The following is a 19039-nucleotide window of genomic DNA, read 5'->3' on the forward strand; positions in this document are numbered from 1 at the left end:
TCATGGCGCGAGCCTTCGGTGCCAGGCGTCGGCGGCATCGGAAAGCATCACGAATACCTGACGGTGTGCGTCCAGGCTCTTGCGGTAAGGGTCGGGGATATCGATCCCGTCGAGCCAGTGGGCAAACAGCAGGGTCTTGCCGGTGGCAAAGGGCGCAAGTTCACTGACCGCCTGGCGCTGGGACGCACTCATCACCAGCACCAGATCGTGATTGGCGATCATCTCGGGCGTTGCCACCCGAGCGCGGTGAGCGCTCAACTCGAGCCCGGCTTCCCTGGCCAGCGCTTGCACCTCTGCGGGCGCGGCTTCACCTTCGCGCACCGCAGAAAGCCCGGCAGACTGAATCTCCATGGCGGGCAGCCGCCTCTGCAGCAGCGCCGCACCGAGCGGACTACGACACAGGTTCGCTCGACACAGCACCAGCGCACTGGCAAAACGCACCGATCAGATCTCGCCGATGCGGGTGGTGGTGTCGGCGATGGTGCCGGGCAGCAGTGCCGACGGCAGCAGCAGGCTGATCACGTTGTTCCAGCGTGCCAGCGGGGCCGCCGTCACGTAGACCACGTCCTGGGGCTGCAGCGGGAAGTGGGTGCCCATGGTCAGCGAGGTGGCGTTGCTGATATCAAGCTGATAGACGGTGGCAAGCTTGGCATCGCCCGGCGGCTTGGGACGAATCACGAAGATCCCCGACGGTTCGGCGGTGGTCTCGATGACGCCGCCGGCTCGCGCCAGGGCGGTGGTCAGGGTGATACGTTCGTTGCCCAGCACCAGATTGCCGGGATTCCTGACCTGCCCCAGCACCGCGACGTTCTCGGACTCCAGGGTCGGGATATGCACCACGTCGCCATCGCGCAGCAGGCGGTTCTGGGTCTGGTCACCATGGCGCATCAGCGCGTACAGCGACAGCACCTCCCTGGTGCCATCACGATTGAGTACCACCTCGTGCCAGTTGGCCGTCTCCGATGGACCCCCGGCCTGGCTGACCGCATCGACCAGGGTCAGCGGGACCGTGGTGATCGGCTGGGCGCCGGGGGTGGCAACCGCTCCACTGACGTAGATCTTCTTGGAATGGTAGGCGGCGACGTTGACGTCCACCTGGGGCTCGGTGATGTAGTTCGACAGCATGCCGGTGAGGGTTCGGCGTATCTGATCCACCGTCCGCCCGGCCACTCGGAAACGTCCGACATAGGGGAAATAGATGCGACCATCTGGCTGTACCGTCTTGCCGGTCTCTTCGGGGCTGCGCTCGGCGCCCCCCGGGATGGTCAGCTCGGGGTGGTCATAGACGGTGATGTTGAGCACATCACCCGGCCCGACACGGTACTCGTAGTCCGTCAACTGGGCCTTGAGGTAGGAAGGCATGGTGCTGGCGATATCGCCGGTGACGTTCTGGCGGAAGTTCGCCACCAATGCCGGGGTGATGGCCTGGATGTCGACCAGATGATCGATGTCCGGCGCCTCGGTCTCGTAGTCGATATGCCCGCCAGGGGCATAGGCACAACCGCTCACGGTCAGCGCAAGCAGCACTGCGAAGACGGCACCCGCCAGCCAGCCGGGCGATCGTTGCGACTCGTCCACGACCCTTGTCCACTGGTGTGCCTGATTCACCTTATCCATATCGTCCCCCTGAGCGTGTGACACGCTACCGCCCCAGGGTGATATCGATGGCATATCCCTGAAGCCCTGCGCGTAGACAGATGGTTATTGTCACCGTCGAGGCTGCGTCTTCTGCGAGACGATCGACCACCGACAGCCCGCAGCACCCGTCGACGCTCGAAGACTCGATGGCCGCCAGGTACTGCGATTTATGCCAGTACGATTGCATAGCCGCGCCGTCCTGGCAGTCCGAAATTCCTGGCGTACACAGGCTGACAAACCCCATATCGGTATCCCGGAAGCATGAGAGCGACTGTTTCCGCTTGTAATTGCGTGTTCCTTGAGGACACGTCGGGGGCGCCAGCGGACAGTTACCGTGGAGAAAGTGTTTCTTTAGCCGAATCAGAAGGTTGGAAATGTGCGAAAAAAGCACTGAGAAACCAGGATCGAGAATGTGGGCAAAGAGCGCGACCATGGGCCCTTCGCAGACGCACCATTGCAGTGCGACAGATCACTGATTCCTGATACGACGAGGTGATCGCTGCAGCAACCTCGGTTCATGCGCCGAGATGACGCATCTAGTCATTGGCGACATGGCGCGTCAGCCAGGGGGACGCCAGGCCTCCAATTACCAAAGCGCGGAGCGGCAAAAAGTATCCGGGCGAACGAAGCAAACTGAGAAAAAAATGCCCTCGGCAACGAGGGCATGGTAGCTTGCGAAAATTCAGGCAAGGACGAGGGAGAAAATCGGCAACCGGTCTCTCTCACCCCGCCATTGGGCCCCGTTCACGGCTCGGGGCTTTTGACTCGACTCTTGACTCGGCTCTTGCTACTCGGCGCTTTGCTCGGCAGGCTGCTGCTGGTTGGCGCCCTGCTCGTCGCTATTGGCTTCAGCGCTCTGCTCGTCGCTCTGCTCGTCGCCCTGCTCGTCGCTATTGGCTTCGGCGCCCTGCTCGCCGCTATTGGCTTCAGCGCCCTGCTGGCCACCCTGCTCATCACTCTTCTCATCACTCTGCTCAACGCCGGCTGACTCCGCTGCCTCCTCATCGTCGGGGCTACGGGTCACCTCGGTCACCGGCGGTGTCGCAGCCTCCGGGGCAGCGTTGGCGCCACCCAGGCCATCGATCAGGGACGCCAGGGCGCCGTCGAGTCGGCTCAGATGATGGGCCATGGTCAGCGGATAGTTGGCGAAGATGCCGAGGCCACTGCCGCGCAGCACCACCGGGCTCCAGAACTGACGTTGCATACGCTCGATCTCGGCCAGCGCCCGGGCGTAGCTGTCGCCGAGGCCCGCGCTTGCGATCAGATCCGCCTGGTCACGCTCGAGCGCCTCGAGCAGGTGTCCCAGCGCCCAGGTCTGACCGCGGGTCTCGTGGAACACGTTGTCGACGCGGTACCAGGGCACTCGACTGTCCTGTGCCACTTCGATACCCAGTTCCTTCAAGCGCTCGCTGTCGCTGACCGTGGATGACAGCCGCTCCCGCAACGAGGCCAACTGCTGGCGCACCGCGTCCAGATAGAGCGCCAGGCCCTGGCCCTGATCGACGAAGGACGCGCCGACCCCATCGTCGAAACGCGCCAGATAGGCGCGGGCCGAGTTCCCCGCCTGGGTCAGGTGATCCTCCATGGACGGGGCCAGCCAATCGTCGGCGTCCTGTTCGAGGGCAGCGATCAGAGTATTCACCGACTCACCGGCGCCGGGGTCGAAGTCCGCCAGGCTGGCGGCCATCAGCCTCGCCTGAACCAGCACACCAGTTTCCCAGGACGGCATATTGTCGAGCAGCAGTCCCGGCGGCATCAGGTCATTTCGCAGGTACCCGCCGGGCTTGTCCTGCAAGGTATCGATCAGGGTGGCCAGGGTCGCGACCGTAACGGTGCCTCTGGCCGCCGGCGCCGCGGAGATGCGCTGCTCCTGGGTGGCAGTCTCCACGTCGAAGCGCGACGGCGCCAGGCTCCACCAGATCCCCAGCCCCACCGCCACCATCACGGCAAGCACCAGCAGCACGGCGAGCGGTTTCCAGATCCATCCGTACTGCGGGTTCTCGAGCTCCTGACGACGCCTTTCGGCGCGCTGTCGACGACTGCTCATTTCGCTCTCCTTGTCGTTCATCAAAGGCCGGCCAGCCCTGCCTCCAATGAGGGAAAGCGCCGGCGCCAGTGGTAGAATACGCTTGCATCTGATCATAGCGCAGGGTCCGCGGGAACCCCGCCCCGCTTCCACGGTCACACAGCGGGGTCTGACACGTCAGGCGAATCCCGCCACGCCTTGCCCCGTCTTCCACACCCATCGTCAACAAGGATTCGACGTGTTCTTCGCCACACGCCTCTTGCTGTTCGTCTGTCTGCTGCTGTCCCCCTGGGTGGCCCAGGCCCAGTTCTTTTCCTCGTCGTCGAGCAGCGCCGAGTTTCTGCCGGTGAACGAGGCCTTTACCGCCAGCGCCTGGCACGACGGCGATCAGCTCTATATCGGCATGCAAAATGCCGACGGCTACTATCTCTATCGTCACCGCTTCTCGTTGGAACTGCCAGGCGAACCGGACGCCCTGGGTGAGCTGTCGCTACCGCCCGGGGAGGCCAAGTCCGACGAATTTCTCGGCGACGTCAACGTCTTCTACGATCAAGTGGTGTTCAGTGCCCCGCTGGCCGACACCCGTCAGGGGCCACTGGACATCGCCCTGACGTTCCAGGGCTGCGCCGACGCCGGTCTGTGCTACCCCCAGGAACGGCTTGAGCTGGCCGCCGCCCAGAGTGAGCCCCCCGCCGCCTTTGCCGACGCCCTGGAGGACGGCCAGACGGCCAACGACAACGCAGGCCAGGCTACCCCAGCGGACCTCGCCGGACAGCCGCCCACGAGCCAGCAAGCAGGCAGCCTCCCTGCCGCCTCTGTCGATGCAGCGCCGCTCAGCGAAGACGGCCGCTTCCGCGCCCTGATGCAGGACGCCAGCCTGCCGTTGATGCTCGGACTGTTCTTTGTGGCCGGCCTCGGGCTGACCTTTACCCCCTGCGTGCTGCCGATGATTCCGATCCTGTCGTCGATCATCGTCGGTCAGAACCCCAGCCGTCCCCGCGCCTTTGCGCTCTCGGCAAGCTACGTCGCCGGCATGGCCGCCACCTACGCCCTGGTCGGCGTGCTGATGGGGCTGTTCGGCGCAGGGCTCAACCTTCAGGCACGCCTGCAATCGGCCCCGGTACTGATCGTGTTCGCCGCCCTCTTCACCCTGTTCGCGCTGGCCATGTTCGGGGTCTTCAATCTACGCCTGTCCTCGGGGCTGGGCTCACGCATCGATGCCTGGCAGGCACGCGCCCAGCGCAGCGGCCCCCTGGGTCTGGCGCTGGCCGGCGCGCTGTCGGTGCTGGTGGTCTCGCCCTGCGTGTCGGCACCGCTGGCCGGCGCCCTGGTATTCATCTCTTCTACCGGTGACGCCGTCATCGGTGGCGCGGCGCTGCTGGCCCTGGCGCTGGGCATGGGCGTCCCGCTGTTGCTGGTCGGCGGCTTCGGCACCACCCTGCTGCCGCGCTCGGGCGCCTGGATGAACGGGGTCAAGATCGCCTTCGGTGTGCTGCTGCTGGGCGTCGCCGTCTGGCTGATCGAGCGTTTGATCCCGGCCCCGCTCACCCTGCTTTTGTGGGCGGGCCTGGCCATCGGCACGGCGCTGGCCCTCGGCGCCCTCGATCTGGCGAGTACGCCGGGCTGGCCGCGGGTCCGCCAGGGCGCCGGTATCGTGCTGCTGGTGTGGGGCATCGCGCTGGTCATCGGCGCCGCCCGTGGCGGTGGCGATCCCCTTCGCCCCCTGGCCGCCGGCCCCATGAGCGCGACGAGCAGCTCTATCGAGGCGGCCCATCCCGATCGCATCGTCGAGAGCCTGGGCCAGCTTCAGGCGGCCCTGGCCGAGTCCACGACCCCCGCCTTTGTCAACGTCACCGCCGAATGGTGCATTTCCTGCAAGGTGATGGAGCGCGAGGTGTTTCCCGACCCCCGGGTACGCGAGGCCCTCGCCGGCTTCCGCTGGATCGACGTCGATGTGACCGACACCAACGCCGTGAGTCGTGAGGTGCTCGACCATCTGGGTCTGTTCGGCCCACCGAGTCTTCTGTTCTTCGACGGGGACCAGGAGCTTCGTCAGGCACGTATCCAGGGCGAACTCGACGCCGCTGCCCTGGCCGGCCATATCGCCGCAGTCAGCCGCGCCCTCGGCGGCGCCCAGGCGGCTACCACCAGCGGGTGAAGGTGACAGCGAACAGCGTTCGGCCTCGCTGGACAACCTTCGCAATTTTCGGCAAACTCCGCACTACTCTGAATTCTGACACGATAGAGACGCCAAGAGCCGCCATCTTGCCGCGATCTCTAACGACTTGGACCGGGTTTACAGCGCCCGGTAGACACTTCACACGATCGAGACAACGTCATGGATATTCGTAAGGTCAAGAAGCTGATTGAACTGCTGGAAGAGTCCAACATCAGCGAAATCGAGATCCAGGAAGGTGAAGAATCGGTCCGCATCAGCCGTCATCCGCAGGGTGGCAGCTGGCAGCCGGCACCCGCCGCCCAACCCTGGGGCGCACCCGCTGCACCGGCGGCCGCACCTGCCCAGGCCCCGGCCGAAGCTCCCGCACCCAGCGCCGACAGCGGCCCGAGCTACCAGGGCCAGGCCGTGGTCTCGCCGATGGTCGGCACCTTCTACCGCTCCCCGGCACCCGGCGCCAAGCCTTTCGTGGAAGTCGGCGCCAGCGTGCGCAAGGGTGACACCATCTGCATCGTCGAAGCGATGAAGATGATGAACCAGATCGAAGCCGATCGTGACGGCGTGATCGAGGCCTTCATGGTCGAGGACGGCGAGCCCGTCGAGTTCGACCAGCCCCTGGTTGTCATCTCCTGAGAAGACTTGCGTCTTCCCTGATCATTCACTTTCGGCGGACACCACCATGTTGGACAAGGTTCTTATCGCCAACCGCGGCGAGATCGCTCTTCGCATCCTGCGGGCCTGCAAGGAGCTCGGGATCAAGACGGTTGCGGTCCACTCCAAGGCCGACCGCGAACTGATGCACGTGCGGCTCGCCGATGAGGCGGTGTGCATCGGCCCCGCTTCCTCGGCCCAGTCCTACCTCAATATCCCCTCGCTGATCAGCGCGGCCGAGGTGACCGACGCCAGCGCCATCCACCCCGGCTACGGCTTCCTCTCCGAGAATGCCGACTTTGCCGAGCAGGTCGAGCGTTCCGGCTTCACCTTCATCGGCCCGCGCGCCGAGACCATTCGCCTGATGGGCGACAAGGTCAGCGCCATCGAAGCGATGAAGAAGGCCGGCGTGCCCACGGTGCCAGGCTCCGACGGGCCGCTGGGCGACGATGAAGGCGAGCTGCTGGCCACCGCCCGGCGCATCGGCTACCCGGTGATCATCAAGGCCGCCGCCGGCGGCGGCGGACGTGGCATGCGCGTGGTGCACACCGAAGCCCACCTGATCTCCGCGGTCACGGTAACCCGCACCGAGGCCCACTCGGCCTTCGGCGACGGCACCGTGTACATGGAGAAGTTCCTCGAGAAGCCGCGTCACGTCGAGGTTCAGGTGCTGGCCGACGGCCAGGGCAATGCCATCCACCTGTATGACCGCGACTGCTCGCTGCAGCGCCGCCACCAGAAGGTGCTGGAAGAAGCACCCGCGCCGGGCCTGGATCCGGACGCCCGCGCCAAGGTGCTGGAAGCCTGTCGCGAAGCCTGCGTGGAAATCGGCTATCGCGGCGCCGGCACCTTCGAGTTCCTCTACGAGGACGGTGAGTTCTTCTTCATCGAGATGAACACCCGGGTCCAGGTGGAGCACCCGGTCACCGAGATGGTCACCGGCGTGGATATCGTGCGCGAGCAGCTGCGCATCGCCTCCGGCCTGCCGCTGTCGATCCGCCAGGAAGATGTCGAGCTCAACGGCCACGCCTTCGAGTGCCGCATCAACGCCGAGGATCCTCGCACCTTCATGCCTTCTCCGGGCAAGGTCACGCTGTACCATCCTCCGGGTGGTCTCGGCGTGCGCATGGACTCCCACCTGTACACCGGCTACACGGTGCCGCCCCACTACGACTCGCTGATCGGCAAGCTGATCACCTGGGGCGCCGACCGCGAGACCTCGCTGACGCGCATGCGCAACGCCCTGGACGAGCTGCTGGTGGAAGGCATCAAGACCAACACCGACCTGCACAAGGACCTGGTGCGCGACGGCTACTTCCAGCAGGGTGGCGTCAATATTCACTACCTCGAGAAGAAGCTCGCGCAGTAGCACGGCGGCCTTGTACCAAGAGCGTGACAACGGGGCGGCCCAGGCCGCCCCGTTGACGTTGCACCAGACCGAAGAGGAATACCGCCATGCCCTGGCTTCAACTCAAGGCCGAGGTCCCACCACAGCAGGCGGAACTGCTGGAGGAACTGCTGCTGGCCGAAGGCGCCACCGCGATCACCCTGCAGGACGCCCACGACGACCCGGTGTTCGAGCCGGACCGGGGCACCACCCCACTGTGGGACCAGACCATTCTCACCGGTCTCTACGATGACCTCGACGGTCTGGCGGACATGCTCGAGCGGCTGTCTGCCGCCTGGGCCGAATCCCTGCCCGGCGAGCCCTGCCCGGTCATCGAGCACGAGCTGATCGATGACCGCGACTGGGAGCGCGAGTGGATGGACAGCTTCGACCCCCTGCGCATGGGTCAGCGACTGTGGATCGTGCCGAGCTGGCACCAGCCGCCCGAGGATGACGCGGTCAATCTGCATCTGGACCCGGGCCTGGCCTTCGGTACCGGCACCCACCCCACCACCGCACTGTGTCTCGAGTGGCTCGATGGACTGGCGCTCGACGGCGAACTCGACGGCATCGAACTGCTCGACGTCGGCTGTGGCTCCGGCATCCTTGCCATCGCCGCACTCAAGCTGGGTGCCGCCCGAGCCATCGGCACCGACATCGACCCGCAGGCGCTCAGCGCCAGTCGTGACAACGCCGAGCGCAACGCCATCGACGAGTCGCGCCTGACGTTGCGCTACCCGGAGCAGATGGGCGAGGAGCGCTTCGCCCTGGTGGTGGCCAATATCCTGGCCGGCCCGCTGGTGGAACTGGCCCCGACCATCGCCGGCCATGTCGCCGACGGTGGTCGCCTGGCGCTGTCTGGCATCCTCGAGGCCCAGGCCGACGAGGTGATCGACGCCTACCGCCACGAGGGACTTTTCATGGACGAGCCGGAAGTCCGTGAAGGCTGGGTGCGGCTTAGCGGCCGGCGCCCCACCAAGGACTGAACATCGCGCCACGAGAGGCTGTCACCGGGCAGCCTTTCGCATTAAAACGTCTCGAACACGCCTTCACCAACGGTGCTTCGAGGCGTATGATATGCAGCCCCGGAACGACGGCAGCTCCCATGTCAGACCACGATCCCAGATCCCCCATGGTGCAACAGCAAGATTCAGGCATCACCACCTGCATTGGCCCGCATCAGCTGGCCGGCCCGGTGATCCTTGCGCCCATGGCCGGGGTCACCGACCGCCCCTTCCGCGCGCTCTGTCGTCGCCTGGGCGCGGGACTGGTGGTGGGCGAGATGGTCACCTCCGATCCCAACCTGTGGCACACCCGCAAGTCGCGCCTGCGCATGGACCACCGGGGCGAACCCGGTCCCAGGGCGGTGCAGATCGCCGGCGGCGACGCCGAGATGCTGGCCACCGCCGCCCGCCTCAACGCCGAACAGGGCGCCGAGATCATCGACATCAACATGGGCTGTCCGGCCAAGAAGGTCTGCAACAAGGCCGCGGGCTCTGCCCTGCTGCGGGACGAGGCGCTGGTGGCGGAGATCCTCGATGCGGTGGTGGCCGCCGTCGACGTGCCGGTGACCCTGAAGATCCGCACCGGCTGGTGCGCCGAATCCAACAACGCGGTGCGCATCGCCCGGCTGGCAGAAGATGCCGGCATCCAGGCGCTGGCCGTCCACGGCCGTCATCGCCAGCAACGCTATCAGGGCGAAGCCGAGTACGAGACCATCGCCGAGGTGGCATCAAGGGTCAGCATCCCCGTCTTTGCCAACGGCGATATCACGTCTCCCGAAAAGGCTCGGCGTGTACTCGACTATACTGGTGCGGATGCGGTGATGGTGGGTCGAGGCGCCCAGGGCAACCCCTGGATCTTCCGCGAGATCAGCCACTATCTGCGCCATGGCGAAATCCTGCCGGCGCCTTCCGACGCGGAACGACGCGACGTCCTCGGCTCTCACCTCGATGCCCTGCACGCCTTCTACGGTGACCATATGGGCGTGCGCATCGCGCGCAAGCATCTGGGTTGGTACCTGTCCAGCGATCGACGCCTCGACGATGATGGCCGTCGCCAGCTCAAGGCCACCTTCAACGGCCTGACCTCGACCCAGGCCCAGCGCGACTTTATCGACGAACTCTTTCGTCACGACCCCGCCAGCGCCCCCGAGCGCGTGGCCAGGGCCGTGGCACACCATGGAACCCGTGCCGCATGACCAGCCAGCAACCCATCGACCAGTCGGTGTCCGCCTCCAAACTCGACACCTCTCAGCGTGGCCTCGACGGCCTGGCACCCTCCGCACCGCAGGCCAGTGACGAACGTCCCCTGCGCGAGGCCGTGTTCGCCGCCATGGAACGCTACTTCGACCATCTCGACGGCGGCACCGTCACCGACCTCCACGCCATGGTGATGGCCGAGGTCGAGGCGCCTCTGCTGTCGTCGGTGCTCGTCTACACCAACGGCAACCAGACCCGTGCCGCAGAGATGCTCGGACTCAACCGTGGCACCCTGCGCAAGAAGCTCAAGCACTACGAACTGATCTGACCCGACCCCAAGGGAGCCCACGGCTCCCTTTTCTGCGCCAAGGCGCCCTTCGCTTCCCTTCGCAACAGAGACATCCCCATGGCCCAGCCTTCCTCTCTCGCCGTTCGTCGCGCCCTGATCAGCGTGTCGGACAAGACCGGTATCGTCGACTTCGCCCGCGCCCTCGCCGACATGGGCGTCGAATTGCTGTCCACCGGCGGCACCTACCGCCTGCTGGCCGACAACGCCATCGCCGTTACCGAGGTGTCCGAGCACACCGGGTTTCCCGAGATCATGGATGGCCGTGTCAAGACCCTGCACCCCAGGATCCACGGCGGCATCCTCGGGCGTCGCGGCCAGGACGACGAGGTCATGGCCGAGCATGACATCGCGCCCATCGACATGGTGGTGGTCAACCTCTACCCCTTTGCCGCCACCGTGGCGCGTCCTGACTGCAGCCTGGAAGACGCCATCGAGAACATCGACATCGGCGGCCCCACCATGGTGCGCGCCTGCGCCAAGAATCATGCCTACACCAGCATCGTGGTCAACGCCGACGACTACGACCGGGTGATCGCAGAGATGCGTGACAACAGCGGCGCGCTGGCCCAGGCCACCCGCTTCGACCTGGCGGTCAAGGCCTTTGAACACACCGCCGGCTACGACGGTGCCATCGCCGACTATCTTGGCCGTCGGGTCGAGGGCGCAGAGGACGGCTTCCCGCGCACCTACAACCTGCAGCTGACCAAGAAGCAGTCCATGCGTTACGGCGAGAACCCCCACCAGCAGGCGGCGTTCTACGTGGAAGAAGGCGCCAGCGAACCCAGCGTCTCCACCGCCGTCACCCTGCAGGGCAAGCCGCTGTCGTTCAACAACGTGGCCGACACCGACGCCGCGCTCGAGTGCGTCAAGAGCTTCGACGACACCGCCTGTGTCATCGTCAAGCACGCCAATCCCTGCGGCGTGGCCGTGGGCGAGAGCGCTCTTGCGGCCTACGACAAGGCCTTCGCCACCGATCCCACCAGCGCATTTGGCGGCATCATCGCCTTCAACGTGCCGCTGGACGCCGACACCGCCCGCGCCATCATCGATCGTCAGTTCGTCGAGGTGATCATCGCCCCCGGGGTCAGCGACGAGGCCCAGGCCATCGTCGCCGAGAAGAAGAACGTCCGCCTGCTCGACGTCAGCGCCAACTGGCCCGGCCAGATGGCACCGGCCCACGACCTCAAGCGCGTCACCGGCGGTCTGCTGGTCCAGGACCGCGATCTGGGCACGGTCACCCGCGACGACCTGACAGTGGTCTCCGAGCGCGTGCCCTCGGAGCAGGAGATGCGTGACCTGGCCTTCGCCTGGAAGGTCGCCAAGTTCGTCAAGTCCAACGCCATCGTCTACGTCAAGGAAGGCCAGACCATCGGCGTCGGCGCCGGCCAGATGAGCCGTGTCTACTCGGCCCGCATCGCCGGCATCAAGGCCGCCGACGAAGGCCTCTCGGTGCCCGGCTCGGTGATGGCCAGCGACGCCTTCTTCCCCTTCCGTGACGGCATCGACGCCGCCGCCAGCGCCGGCATCACCGCGGTGATCCAGCCCGGCGGCTCCATGCGTGACCAGGAGGTCATCGACGCCGCCAACGAGGCCGGCATCGCCATGGTGTTTACCGGTATGCGCCACTTCCGCCACTGACGCGGTCGCGTGGCGGCACGGCGGGGCCCCAGGCCCCGCCGGTTCTGGCCCACCCAGGAGCCGCCCGCCAATCTACGCGCCAATCTACGACAAGGGCCCCGACGCATGCGTCGGGGCCCTTGTGTGTGTGCTATCGCTGAGCGCGCTGCCGCCACCTGCAGGATGGCGGCAGTCTGAGGCTTACTCGCCGAGGTCGATGCACAGGTACTTGGTCTCGAGGAACTCGGCCAGGCCCTGGTGCCCGCCTTCGCGACCGAGGCCGGAGGCCTTGACCCCACCGAAGGGCGCCGCGGCGTTGGAGATCAGGCCGGTATTGATGCCGACCATGCCGTACTCGAGGGCGTCGGCCACTCGCCACACCCGGCCCAGGTCCTTCGAGTAGAAGTAGGCCGCCAGACCGAACTCGGTGTCGTTGGCCAGTTCGATGGCGTCCTCCTCGTCATCGAAGGGGAATACCGCCGCCAGCGGACCGAAGGTCTCTTCCCGGGCCACCTTCATCTCGCTGGTGGCACCGCTGACCAAGGTCGGCGTGAAGTAGTTGCCACCCAGCGGATGGGGGTGGCCACCGATCCACAGCTCGGCACCCTTGTCCACCGCGTCCTGGACATGCTCGTTGACCTTGCCCACCGCCTTGTCGTCGATCAGCGGTCCGATGTTGACGCCCTCGGTGGTGCCGTCGCCGACCGTCAGTTCGCTGTTCATGGCCACCGCCAGCTTCTCGCTGAAGGCGTTGATGACGCTGGACTGCACCAGGAAGCGATTGGTACACACGCAGGTCTGGCCGGCATTGCGGAACTTGGCCGCCATGGCGCCGTCCACCGCCGCGTCCAGATCGGCGTCCTCGAACACGATGAAAGGTGCGTTGCCGCCAAGCTCCAGCGAGATCTTCTGGATATGCTGGGCCGCCTGGGACATCAGGGTACGCCCCACCTCGGTGGAGCCGGTGAAGGTGATCTTGCGCACCACCGGTGATTCGGTCAGGGCCGCGGCGATCTCGCTGGCCGACCCCGGCACCACGTTGAACACCCCACGCGGCACCCCGGCGCGCTCGGCAAGCAGCGCAAGCGCGGTGGCCGACAGCGGGGTCTGACTGGCCGGCTTGACCACGATGGTGCAGCCTGCCGCCAGGGCCGCGCCAGCCTTGCGGGTGATCATGGCGGCGGGGAAGTTCCAGGGCGTGATGGCGCCGCAGACACCCACCGGCTGCTTGGTCACCACGATACGCTGGTTGGCCTTGGCCGCCGGAATGGTCTCACCGTAGACCCGGCGTCCTTCCTCGGCGAACCAGCGCAAAAAGCTGGCAGCGTAGACGATCTCGCCGGCGGCTTCCTTGAGCGGCTTGCCCTGTTCGAGGGTCATGATGGTGGCCAGCTCGTCCTGATGTTCGAGCATCAGCTCGTACCACTTCATCAGGATGTCTGCCCGCTCCTGGGCCGTCAGCGCGCGCCAGGCCGGCAGGGCGGCGTCGGCCGCGTCGATCGCCGCCTCGGTCTCGGCGCGACCCAGACGGGGCACCTGGGCGATGGTCTCGCCACTGGCCGGATTGACGATGTCGATCTGCTCCCCGCTGTCGGCCGCCACCCAGCTTCCGTCGATATAGGCAAAGGGGCGAAACAGCGGCATGTCGTTAAGGGCTTTCATGAAGGCTCCTGGCTCGGGCTTGACGGAAAACTGCAATGACTGGCGACGACGCTTCAGCGACTGCGCGACGACCATATAGCTTTCATGCTAAGCGTTCCGCTGGCCGATCGCCAACTCGAAGCCGTCGCCTCAACTCACCGAATCCTGATCCCGCGGTGCCCTCGAGGCCGACAGCGTGATCGACACCGAGTCGGCAAAGCGCAGCGCATGGGGCTTGTCGATCTCCACCTGGGTGGTCAGCACCTGCTCGTGACTCATGATCAGGTCCAGCACTTCGCGGGTCATCCGCTCCAGCAGCTGAAAGCGATTCTCCTCCACCAGCGCGATCACCTGCTTGGTGATGGTGCGGTAGTTGAGCGCCTGTTCGATATGATTGAACGCCACCGCCTTGTCGGCGCGGTAGCGGATCACCGCATTGATCACCACGTCCTGGCGATTGAGGATCTCCTCCTCCTTGATGCCGATGAAGGTCCTCAACCGCAGGTTCTTGATGCGGATGGTGGCAAGGTCGTGATCCAGATGCTGGTCACCCAGTACATGCAGGGACATGGCCCCTCCCGTGCGTCATGCTTGAAAGCGGTAAACGAAAAGCATCGGCTTCAGCGCTTCGTGCGGCGGCCGTAGAACCGGCCCCTCAACGGCTGTTGACCAACGTCAGGAACTCCTGACGGGTGCTCGGCTTCTCGCGGAAGGCCCCCAGCATCACCGAGGACGTCATGCTGGAATTCTGCTTTTCGACCCCTCGCATCATCATGCACAGGTGTCGCGCCTCCACCACCACGGCCACGCCCCGGGCATCGGTGACCTGCAGCACGGCATCGGCGATCTGACGGGTCAGATTCTCCTGGATCTGCATGCGTCGGGCGTACATGTCGACGATCCGGGCAAACTTGGACAGTCCCAGCACCTTGCCGTTGGGCAGGTAGGCGATATGGCACTTGCCGATGAAGGGCAGCAGGTGATGCTCGCACATGGAGTACAGCTCGATGTCCTTGACCAGCACCATCTCGTCGGTCTCGGACGAAAACACCGCACCATTGACGATCTCTTCCAGCGACTGGGTGTAGCCGCGGTTGAGAAACTGCATGGCCTTGGCGGCGCGCTTGGGCGTATCCACCAACCCTTCTCGCTCCGGGTCTTCGCCCAGTTCCTCAATGATGTGTCGATAGTGATTGGCGAGTTCGTCAGTCATGATCCAGCCCTTCAGGGGAGTCGTCGGCTCGGGCGAACACCAGGCGGCCCGCCTGGCTCCACAAAACCTGTACAAAGAATTTTGGAAGTATAGCTTTTGCATTGCGTGAGCGATAGTCTACCGCAGCGTGTCGCCTTCCGCAGTTCGCCTGGCGTTTTTGCCCACCGTCCCCCCCATCATTGGCGAGAAATCGGCGCGACACCCGATCTTGCGACAGCCCCTTGCGACAGCCCGCTGCAAAAGCCCGTTGCCAAGGCCGATTGAGGAGATTGCCGCCGCCGTCGCGACGAGGTACGTGACAGAGTGTCGCGCAACGAGAGCGATAGCTGTCCACCCGACAGCCCTGTGCTATCGTCATCAGGTTGTCCATGTGCCAGGCGACACTGTCGGTGGCATGCCTCCATGCAGCTACCCGTCCTGTTGCCCGCATTTCGCCAGCCATATCGCGAGAATCGCCAATGCCTGCCCTTCGCCGCCTGCTTGCCCGGCCCAGCACGCCCCTCGTCGCCATTCTGACCTTCAGCGCCCTGACCAGCATGACGCCCGCTATGGCGGACAGCCTGGAGCTACCCGCCCAGGCACGCATCGATGTCAGCATTATCGAAGGCATCGACCTCGACTCCGCCGGACAGCGGCTCGATGATGTCATGCTCAAGCCCGCCGCCGATGCCGAGGGACGCACCGACCTGCCCCACTACTGCGTGCTGGTCGGCGACGCCAAGCGCGATGGCCAACGCCTGCGTATCACCACCGAGGCCCTCACCTGCGTCGAGACCGATGGCGGCGAAAGCCACATCTACTCCGGCGAACTCATCGCCGGCGCCTATGACGAGGATGGCCAGTTCGGCATCGCCGCCTGCGATGACGGCGGCTGCCGCCTGGACGCCGACCGCGTGTTTCAGCTAGAACTGACCGAACCGCTGGCCATCGAGCAGATGCCCAACCCGTCTGCGCAGCTTAACGCCGAACGTCGTGGCGAAGACGCCGACAACGAAACCAAGCAGGCCACCCCGTCGAGCCAGACCACTCCGTCCGAGTAGCGGCACCTATGGCGGACAGCACACGGCGTCCGCCAGACCCCATCTGTCAGCCACCCGCCAGCCAGCGCTCGGAATCCGCCAGGGCCAGGCGTTGATGCTCCAGCTGGCGGATGTGCTCGTCCCAGTAGCCGGCGTCGGCGACCCAGGGAAACGCCCGGGGAAAGGCCGGATCGTTCCAGCGCGCCACCACCCAGGCGCTATGGCGCATCAACCTCAAGGCGCGCAGCGGTTCGATCAGGGCGAGCTGCTGGCGATCGAAATCGATCACCTGCTCGTAGCCCTCGATCACCTCCGATAGCTGCATCGCCCTTTCCTCCGGCCCCTGGGCGGTGAACAGCATCCACAGGTCCTGTACCGCCGGCGCCATCATCGCGTCGTCGAAATCGACCAGCGCAAAGCGATCCTCCCGCCCCAGCATATTGCCGATGTGGCAGTCGCCGTGAACCCTCTGCATGGGTGCACTGACACCCGCGGGTGGTGCCAGCGCCTCGATCAACTGCTGCGAGATGCGCTCGTAGGCCTTGCACTGACGCTCGCTCAACCAGGGACTCTCGAGCACCGTGCGACGAGCCTGCTCGGCCATGGCGCGGGGCTCCTGCCGACAGCGATGGGCGAACTCGCCGCGCCGGCCCACCTCGTGCACGCGTCCTATCAGCTCACCCAGGGCGAACAGATGGTCGGGGTTCTCGAGCTCAGGCGCCTGGCCGGGCAGGTGGGGAAACAGCGCCACGCGGTAGCCCCCCGCCCGGTGCAGACTCTCGCCAGCGTCGTTGCGCCAGGGGGCCGCCACCGCCACCCCGGCATCGTCGAGCTCACGCAGGAAGCCGTGCTCCTCGCCGATGGCCTCATCGCTCAACCGATCAGGGCGGTAGAACTTGGCCACCCAACGCTTGCGGTCATCGTCCTGCACCAGATAGACGCGGTTCTCGTAGCTGTTGAGCGCAAAGGGCTCGCCGGGCAGCCACAAGCCCAGTGATTCGATCGCCTCCACCACGCGCTGCGGAGAAAGTTCACTGAAGGGCGTGGGGGTCGTGGTCATGGGGGCTCCGGATAAAAGCACAAATATCAAACGAGGCGAGAGGCGCCGAGCTTAACAGAGCCAGGGTGGCGGCGTCCTCGCCAGCGCCCAGGCGTCTACCCGGCGTGCCCCCGCCCGGCGACAGGCCTGCGCCAGCCGCTCAAGGGTGGCCCCGGTGGTCATGACGTCATCGACCAGCGCCACGTGCCGAGGCAGCCCTGACGCGATACCAAACATGCCCGACGCGATGCGACGACGGGCCCGCGAACCGAGCTCATGCTGGGGGCGATCATCGCGACGCCGCCAGGCCCGCCTCACCGGCACGCCGAGCCGACGCCCCAGCTCGCAGGCCAGCCACTGGCCCTGATCGAAGCCAAAGCGCCTGGCCCTGGCGGGATGACGCGGCACCCCGACCAGAGCGTCAGGCACGCCATTCTCGCCCACGAGCGACGACTCGAGAAACAGTGCGACCAGCAACTGGGCGCTAGGCAGATGGGCCTCGGCCTTGAAGCGCTGGACGAGACGCCTGATCTCATCGCGGTAGATCAGCGGCGTCCGCACCTCATGGAAGCTGAAGGGCTCCACCAGACAGCGACCGCACAGGCGTTCACCCGCCGGACGCCGCCAGCGGTGCCCGGGCAAGGGTTCGCCACAGCCCTCGCAGGGACAACGATTGAGATCAAGCCCTCGGCGGCAGGGATCACACAGCAGGATTGTCACAGGACCCGGCGCAGCAAGCACCGCGTGACTCGACCCTAACCCTGGTCCTGGCCCTGGCCCTGGCCCTGGCGCCAGGGTCGCCAGGCAGAACAGGCAGCGATCCGCCATCAGTTTCGCCACGCCATGGTCAACCTTGCCGATCACGCAGGTTGACAGCTTCGCCACACCACTTATCCTTGTCGTCAACCAATCCGATTTTAAAAAGTTGACCATAGCGAGACACCCATGTCTGCCGACTCGACGTCCACAGTTTCCACCCTAGCCGCCGATGCCGCCCCCCGTCACGACTGGACGCTCGATGAGATCGAAGCGCTGTTCGCCCTGCCCTTCAATGATCTGCTGTTCAAGGCCCAGTGCGTCCACCGCCAGCACTTCGATGCCAACGCCGTTCAAGTCTCGACCCTGTTGTCGATCAAGACCGGCGCCTGCCCCGAGGACTGCAAGTACTGTCCTCAGTCTGGCCACTACAACACCGGCCTGGACAAGGAGAAGCTGCTCGAGATCGAAAAGGTGGTGGAGCAGGCGAAGTCCGCACTCGATGCCGGTGCCAGCCGTTTCTGCATGGGCGCCGCCTGGCGCAGCCCGCGCCAGCGGGATCTCGAGGTGGTCATCGAAATGGTGAAAAGGGTCAAGGCGCTGGGGCTCGAGACCTGCATGACCCTCGGCATGGTCGACGAAGCACAGGCCCACCAGCTGGCCGACGCCGGCCTCGACTACTACAACCACAATCTGGATACCTCGCCTGAGTACTACGGCGAGATCATTACCACGCGCAGCTACGCCGATCGCCTCGACACCCTGGGCAATGTGCGCCAGGCCGGCATGAAGATCTGCTCCGGCGGCATCCTCGGCATGGGCGAGACCGCCCGCGATCGCGCAGGACTGCTCAGGCAGCTGGCCAACCTGTCACCGCACCCGGAGTCGGTACCGATCAACATGCTGGTCAAGGTCCCCGGCACGCCCCTGGAGGACGTCGAGGACCTCGACCCCATCGAGTACCTGCGCGCCATCGCGGTGGCCCGCATCATGATGCCGAAGAGCCACGTGCGACTGTCCGCCGGGCGGGAGCAAATGGACGAGTCGACCCAGGCACTGGCCTTCATGGCCGGCGCCAACTCGATCTTCTACGGCGACACCCTGCTGACCACCGGCAACCCACAGGTCGAGCGCGACCGCGCGCTGTTCGACAAGCTTGGCCTGCATCCGGAACGTCGCGACACCTGTGCCAGTGACGACGAACGCGAACAGGTCCTGGCCCGGCAGATCGAGCGCCAGGCCAGGGAAGCCAGCAGCGCCCAGTTCTATGACGCTGCGGTCTAGCCCCATGTGCGCCCGCTGCCAGCCCTGCGCTAGTGCGGTGCG

General features: G+C 65.6%; 17 protein-coding genes. 9 read left to right on the forward strand and 8 right to left on the reverse strand.

Annotation, left to right across the window (positions count from 1 at the left end):
- The 3 genes from KUV74_RS13665 to KUV74_RS13675 form a co-directional block, all read right to left on the reverse strand.
- Window positions 1–441: a low molecular weight protein-tyrosine-phosphatase gene (locus KUV74_RS13665; RefSeq protein ID WP_045993980.1), complete on the reverse strand. Its 441-nt coding sequence runs from the start codon at window positions 439–441 to the stop codon at window positions 1–3.
- A 3-nt stretch (window positions 442–444) separates the two neighbouring features.
- The gene (locus tag KUV74_RS13670; protein ID WP_052704453.1) at window positions 445–1617 is read right to left on the reverse strand and encodes a polysaccharide export protein; all 1173 of its coding nucleotides are present in this window, start codon (window positions 1615–1617) and stop codon (window positions 445–447) included.
- Between the two features lie 808 nt (window positions 1618–2425).
- The gene (locus KUV74_RS13675; protein WP_222516595.1) at window positions 2426–3685 is read right to left on the reverse strand and encodes a DUF2333 family protein; all 1260 of its coding nucleotides are present in this window, start codon (window positions 3683–3685) and stop codon (window positions 2426–2428) included.
- A 217-nt stretch (window positions 3686–3902) separates the two neighbouring features.
- Here KUV74_RS13675 and dsbD point away from each other — a divergent pair, with 217 nt between their 5' ends.
- The 7 genes from dsbD to purH all read left to right on the forward strand — a co-directional run bounded on the left by dsbD (window position 3903) and on the right by purH (window position 12066).
- Window positions 3903–5822: a protein-disulfide reductase DsbD gene (gene dsbD / locus KUV74_RS13680; protein WP_315900807.1), complete on the forward strand. Its 1920-nt coding sequence runs from the start codon at window positions 3903–3905 to the stop codon at window positions 5820–5822.
- 180 nt (window positions 5823–6002) lie between these two features.
- The gene (accB, locus tag KUV74_RS13685; RefSeq protein ID WP_045993976.1) at window positions 6003–6473 is read left to right on the forward strand and encodes an acetyl-CoA carboxylase biotin carboxyl carrier protein; all 471 of its coding nucleotides are present in this window, start codon (window positions 6003–6005) and stop codon (window positions 6471–6473) included.
- Between the two features lie 46 nt (window positions 6474–6519).
- Window positions 6520–7860 carry an acetyl-CoA carboxylase biotin carboxylase subunit gene (gene accC / locus KUV74_RS13690; protein WP_045993975.1) on the forward strand — a complete coding sequence of 447 codons (1341 nt, stop codon included), beginning with the start codon at window positions 6520–6522 and terminating at the stop codon, window positions 7858–7860.
- An 86-nt stretch (window positions 7861–7946) separates the two neighbouring features.
- On the forward strand, window positions 7947–8864 hold the full coding sequence (prmA, locus tag KUV74_RS13695; protein WP_222516597.1) for a 50S ribosomal protein L11 methyltransferase: 918 nt from the start codon (window positions 7947–7949) through the stop codon (window positions 8862–8864).
- Window positions 8865–9010: 146 nt separating this feature from the next.
- Entirely contained in the window at window positions 9011–10078 is a 1068-nt protein-coding gene (gene dusB, locus KUV74_RS13700; RefSeq protein ID WP_222516718.1) for a tRNA dihydrouridine synthase DusB, read from the forward strand.
- A complete protein-coding gene (fis, locus tag KUV74_RS13705) occupies window positions 10075–10407 on the forward strand; it encodes a DNA-binding transcriptional regulator Fis (RefSeq protein WP_045993973.1) in 333 nt (110 codons plus the stop codon). The genes dusB and fis overlap by 4 nt, the downstream gene beginning before the upstream one ends.
- Before the next feature lie 78 nt (window positions 10408–10485).
- The gene (purH, locus tag KUV74_RS13710) at window positions 10486–12066 is read left to right on the forward strand and encodes a bifunctional phosphoribosylaminoimidazolecarboxamide formyltransferase/IMP cyclohydrolase (protein WP_222516598.1); all 1581 of its coding nucleotides are present in this window, start codon (window positions 10486–10488) and stop codon (window positions 12064–12066) included.
- Between the two features lie 180 nt (window positions 12067–12246).
- Here the strand turns inward: purH and KUV74_RS13715 are convergent, their stop codons facing one another.
- The 3 genes from KUV74_RS13715 to folE all read right to left on the reverse strand — a co-directional run bounded on the left by KUV74_RS13715 (window position 12247) and on the right by folE (window position 14899).
- Window positions 12247–13707 carry an NAD-dependent succinate-semialdehyde dehydrogenase gene (locus KUV74_RS13715; RefSeq protein WP_045993971.1) on the reverse strand — a complete coding sequence of 487 codons (1461 nt, stop codon included), beginning with the start codon at window positions 13705–13707 and terminating at the stop codon, window positions 12247–12249.
- 129 nt (window positions 13708–13836) lie between these two features.
- The gene (gene folX, locus KUV74_RS13720; protein ID WP_045993970.1) at window positions 13837–14256 is read right to left on the reverse strand and encodes a dihydroneopterin triphosphate 2'-epimerase; all 420 of its coding nucleotides are present in this window, start codon (window positions 14254–14256) and stop codon (window positions 13837–13839) included.
- Window positions 14257–14341: 85 nt separating this feature from the next.
- Window positions 14342–14899, reverse strand: a complete 558-nt coding sequence (gene folE, locus KUV74_RS13725; RefSeq protein WP_045993969.1) for a GTP cyclohydrolase I FolE — start codon at window positions 14897–14899, stop codon at window positions 14342–14344.
- Between the two features lie 458 nt (window positions 14900–15357).
- On the opposite strand from folE, the gene KUV74_RS13730 reads away from it, so the two are divergent.
- The gene (locus KUV74_RS13730) at window positions 15358–15939 is read left to right on the forward strand and encodes a hypothetical protein (protein ID WP_108132873.1); all 582 of its coding nucleotides are present in this window, start codon (window positions 15358–15360) and stop codon (window positions 15937–15939) included.
- A gap of 46 nt (window positions 15940–15985) precedes the next feature.
- Here the strand turns inward: KUV74_RS13730 and KUV74_RS13735 are convergent, their stop codons facing one another.
- Window positions 15986–16978 carry a serine/threonine protein kinase gene (locus KUV74_RS13735; RefSeq protein WP_222516599.1) on the reverse strand — a complete coding sequence of 331 codons (993 nt, stop codon included), beginning with the start codon at window positions 16976–16978 and terminating at the stop codon, window positions 15986–15988.
- 51 nt (window positions 16979–17029) lie between these two features.
- The gene (locus KUV74_RS13740) at window positions 17030–17842 is read right to left on the reverse strand and encodes a ComF family protein (RefSeq protein ID WP_222516600.1); all 813 of its coding nucleotides are present in this window, start codon (window positions 17840–17842) and stop codon (window positions 17030–17032) included.
- Between the two features lie 60 nt (window positions 17843–17902).
- On the opposite strand from KUV74_RS13740, the gene bioB reads away from it, so the two are divergent.
- Window positions 17903–18997 carry a biotin synthase BioB gene (gene bioB, locus KUV74_RS13745; protein ID WP_045993967.1) on the forward strand — a complete coding sequence of 365 codons (1095 nt, stop codon included), beginning with the start codon at window positions 17903–17905 and terminating at the stop codon, window positions 18995–18997.
- The last annotated feature ends 42 nt before the right edge of the window (window positions 18998–19039 follow it).

This window comes from Halomonas sp. DP1Y21-3 (genome assembly GCF_019801245.1).
Taxonomy (GTDB): domain Bacteria; phylum Pseudomonadota; class Gammaproteobacteria; order Pseudomonadales; family Halomonadaceae; genus Halomonas; species Halomonas litopenaei.

Coding starts and splice junctions, on each gene's coding strand:
- KUV74_RS13670 (WP_052704453.1), bottom strand. CDS start 1,617: ATGGATAAGGTGAATCAGGCACACCAGTGGACAAGGGTCGTGGACGAG.
- KUV74_RS13675 (WP_222516595.1), bottom strand. CDS start 3,685: ATGAGCAGTCGTCGACAGCGCGCCGAAAGGCGTCGTCAGGAGCTCGAG.
- accB (WP_045993976.1), top strand. CDS start 6,003: ATGGATATTCGTAAGGTCAAGAAGCTGATTGAACTGCTGGAAGAGTCC.
- accC (WP_045993975.1), top strand. CDS start 6,520: ATGTTGGACAAGGTTCTTATCGCCAACCGCGGCGAGATCGCTCTTCGC.
- prmA (WP_222516597.1), top strand. CDS start 7,947: ATGCCCTGGCTTCAACTCAAGGCCGAGGTCCCACCACAGCAGGCGGAA.
- dusB (WP_222516718.1), top strand. CDS start 9,011: ATGGTGCAACAGCAAGATTCAGGCATCACCACCTGCATTGGCCCGCAT.
- fis (WP_045993973.1), top strand. CDS start 10,075: ATGACCAGCCAGCAACCCATCGACCAGTCGGTGTCCGCCTCCAAACTC.
- purH (WP_222516598.1), top strand. CDS start 10,486: ATGGCCCAGCCTTCCTCTCTCGCCGTTCGTCGCGCCCTGATCAGCGTG.
- KUV74_RS13715 (WP_045993971.1), bottom strand. CDS start 13,707: ATGAAAGCCCTTAACGACATGCCGCTGTTTCGCCCCTTTGCCTATATC.
- folX (WP_045993970.1), bottom strand. CDS start 14,256: ATGTCCCTGCATGTACTGGGTGACCAGCATCTGGATCACGACCTTGCC.
- folE (WP_045993969.1), bottom strand. CDS start 14,899: ATGACTGACGAACTCGCCAATCACTATCGACACATCATTGAGGAACTG.
- KUV74_RS13730 (WP_108132873.1), top strand. CDS start 15,358: ATGCCTGCCCTTCGCCGCCTGCTTGCCCGGCCCAGCACGCCCCTCGTC.
- KUV74_RS13735 (WP_222516599.1), bottom strand. CDS start 16,978: ATGACCACGACCCCCACGCCCTTCAGTGAACTTTCTCCGCAGCGCGTG.
- bioB (WP_045993967.1), top strand. CDS start 17,903: ATGTCTGCCGACTCGACGTCCACAGTTTCCACCCTAGCCGCCGATGCC.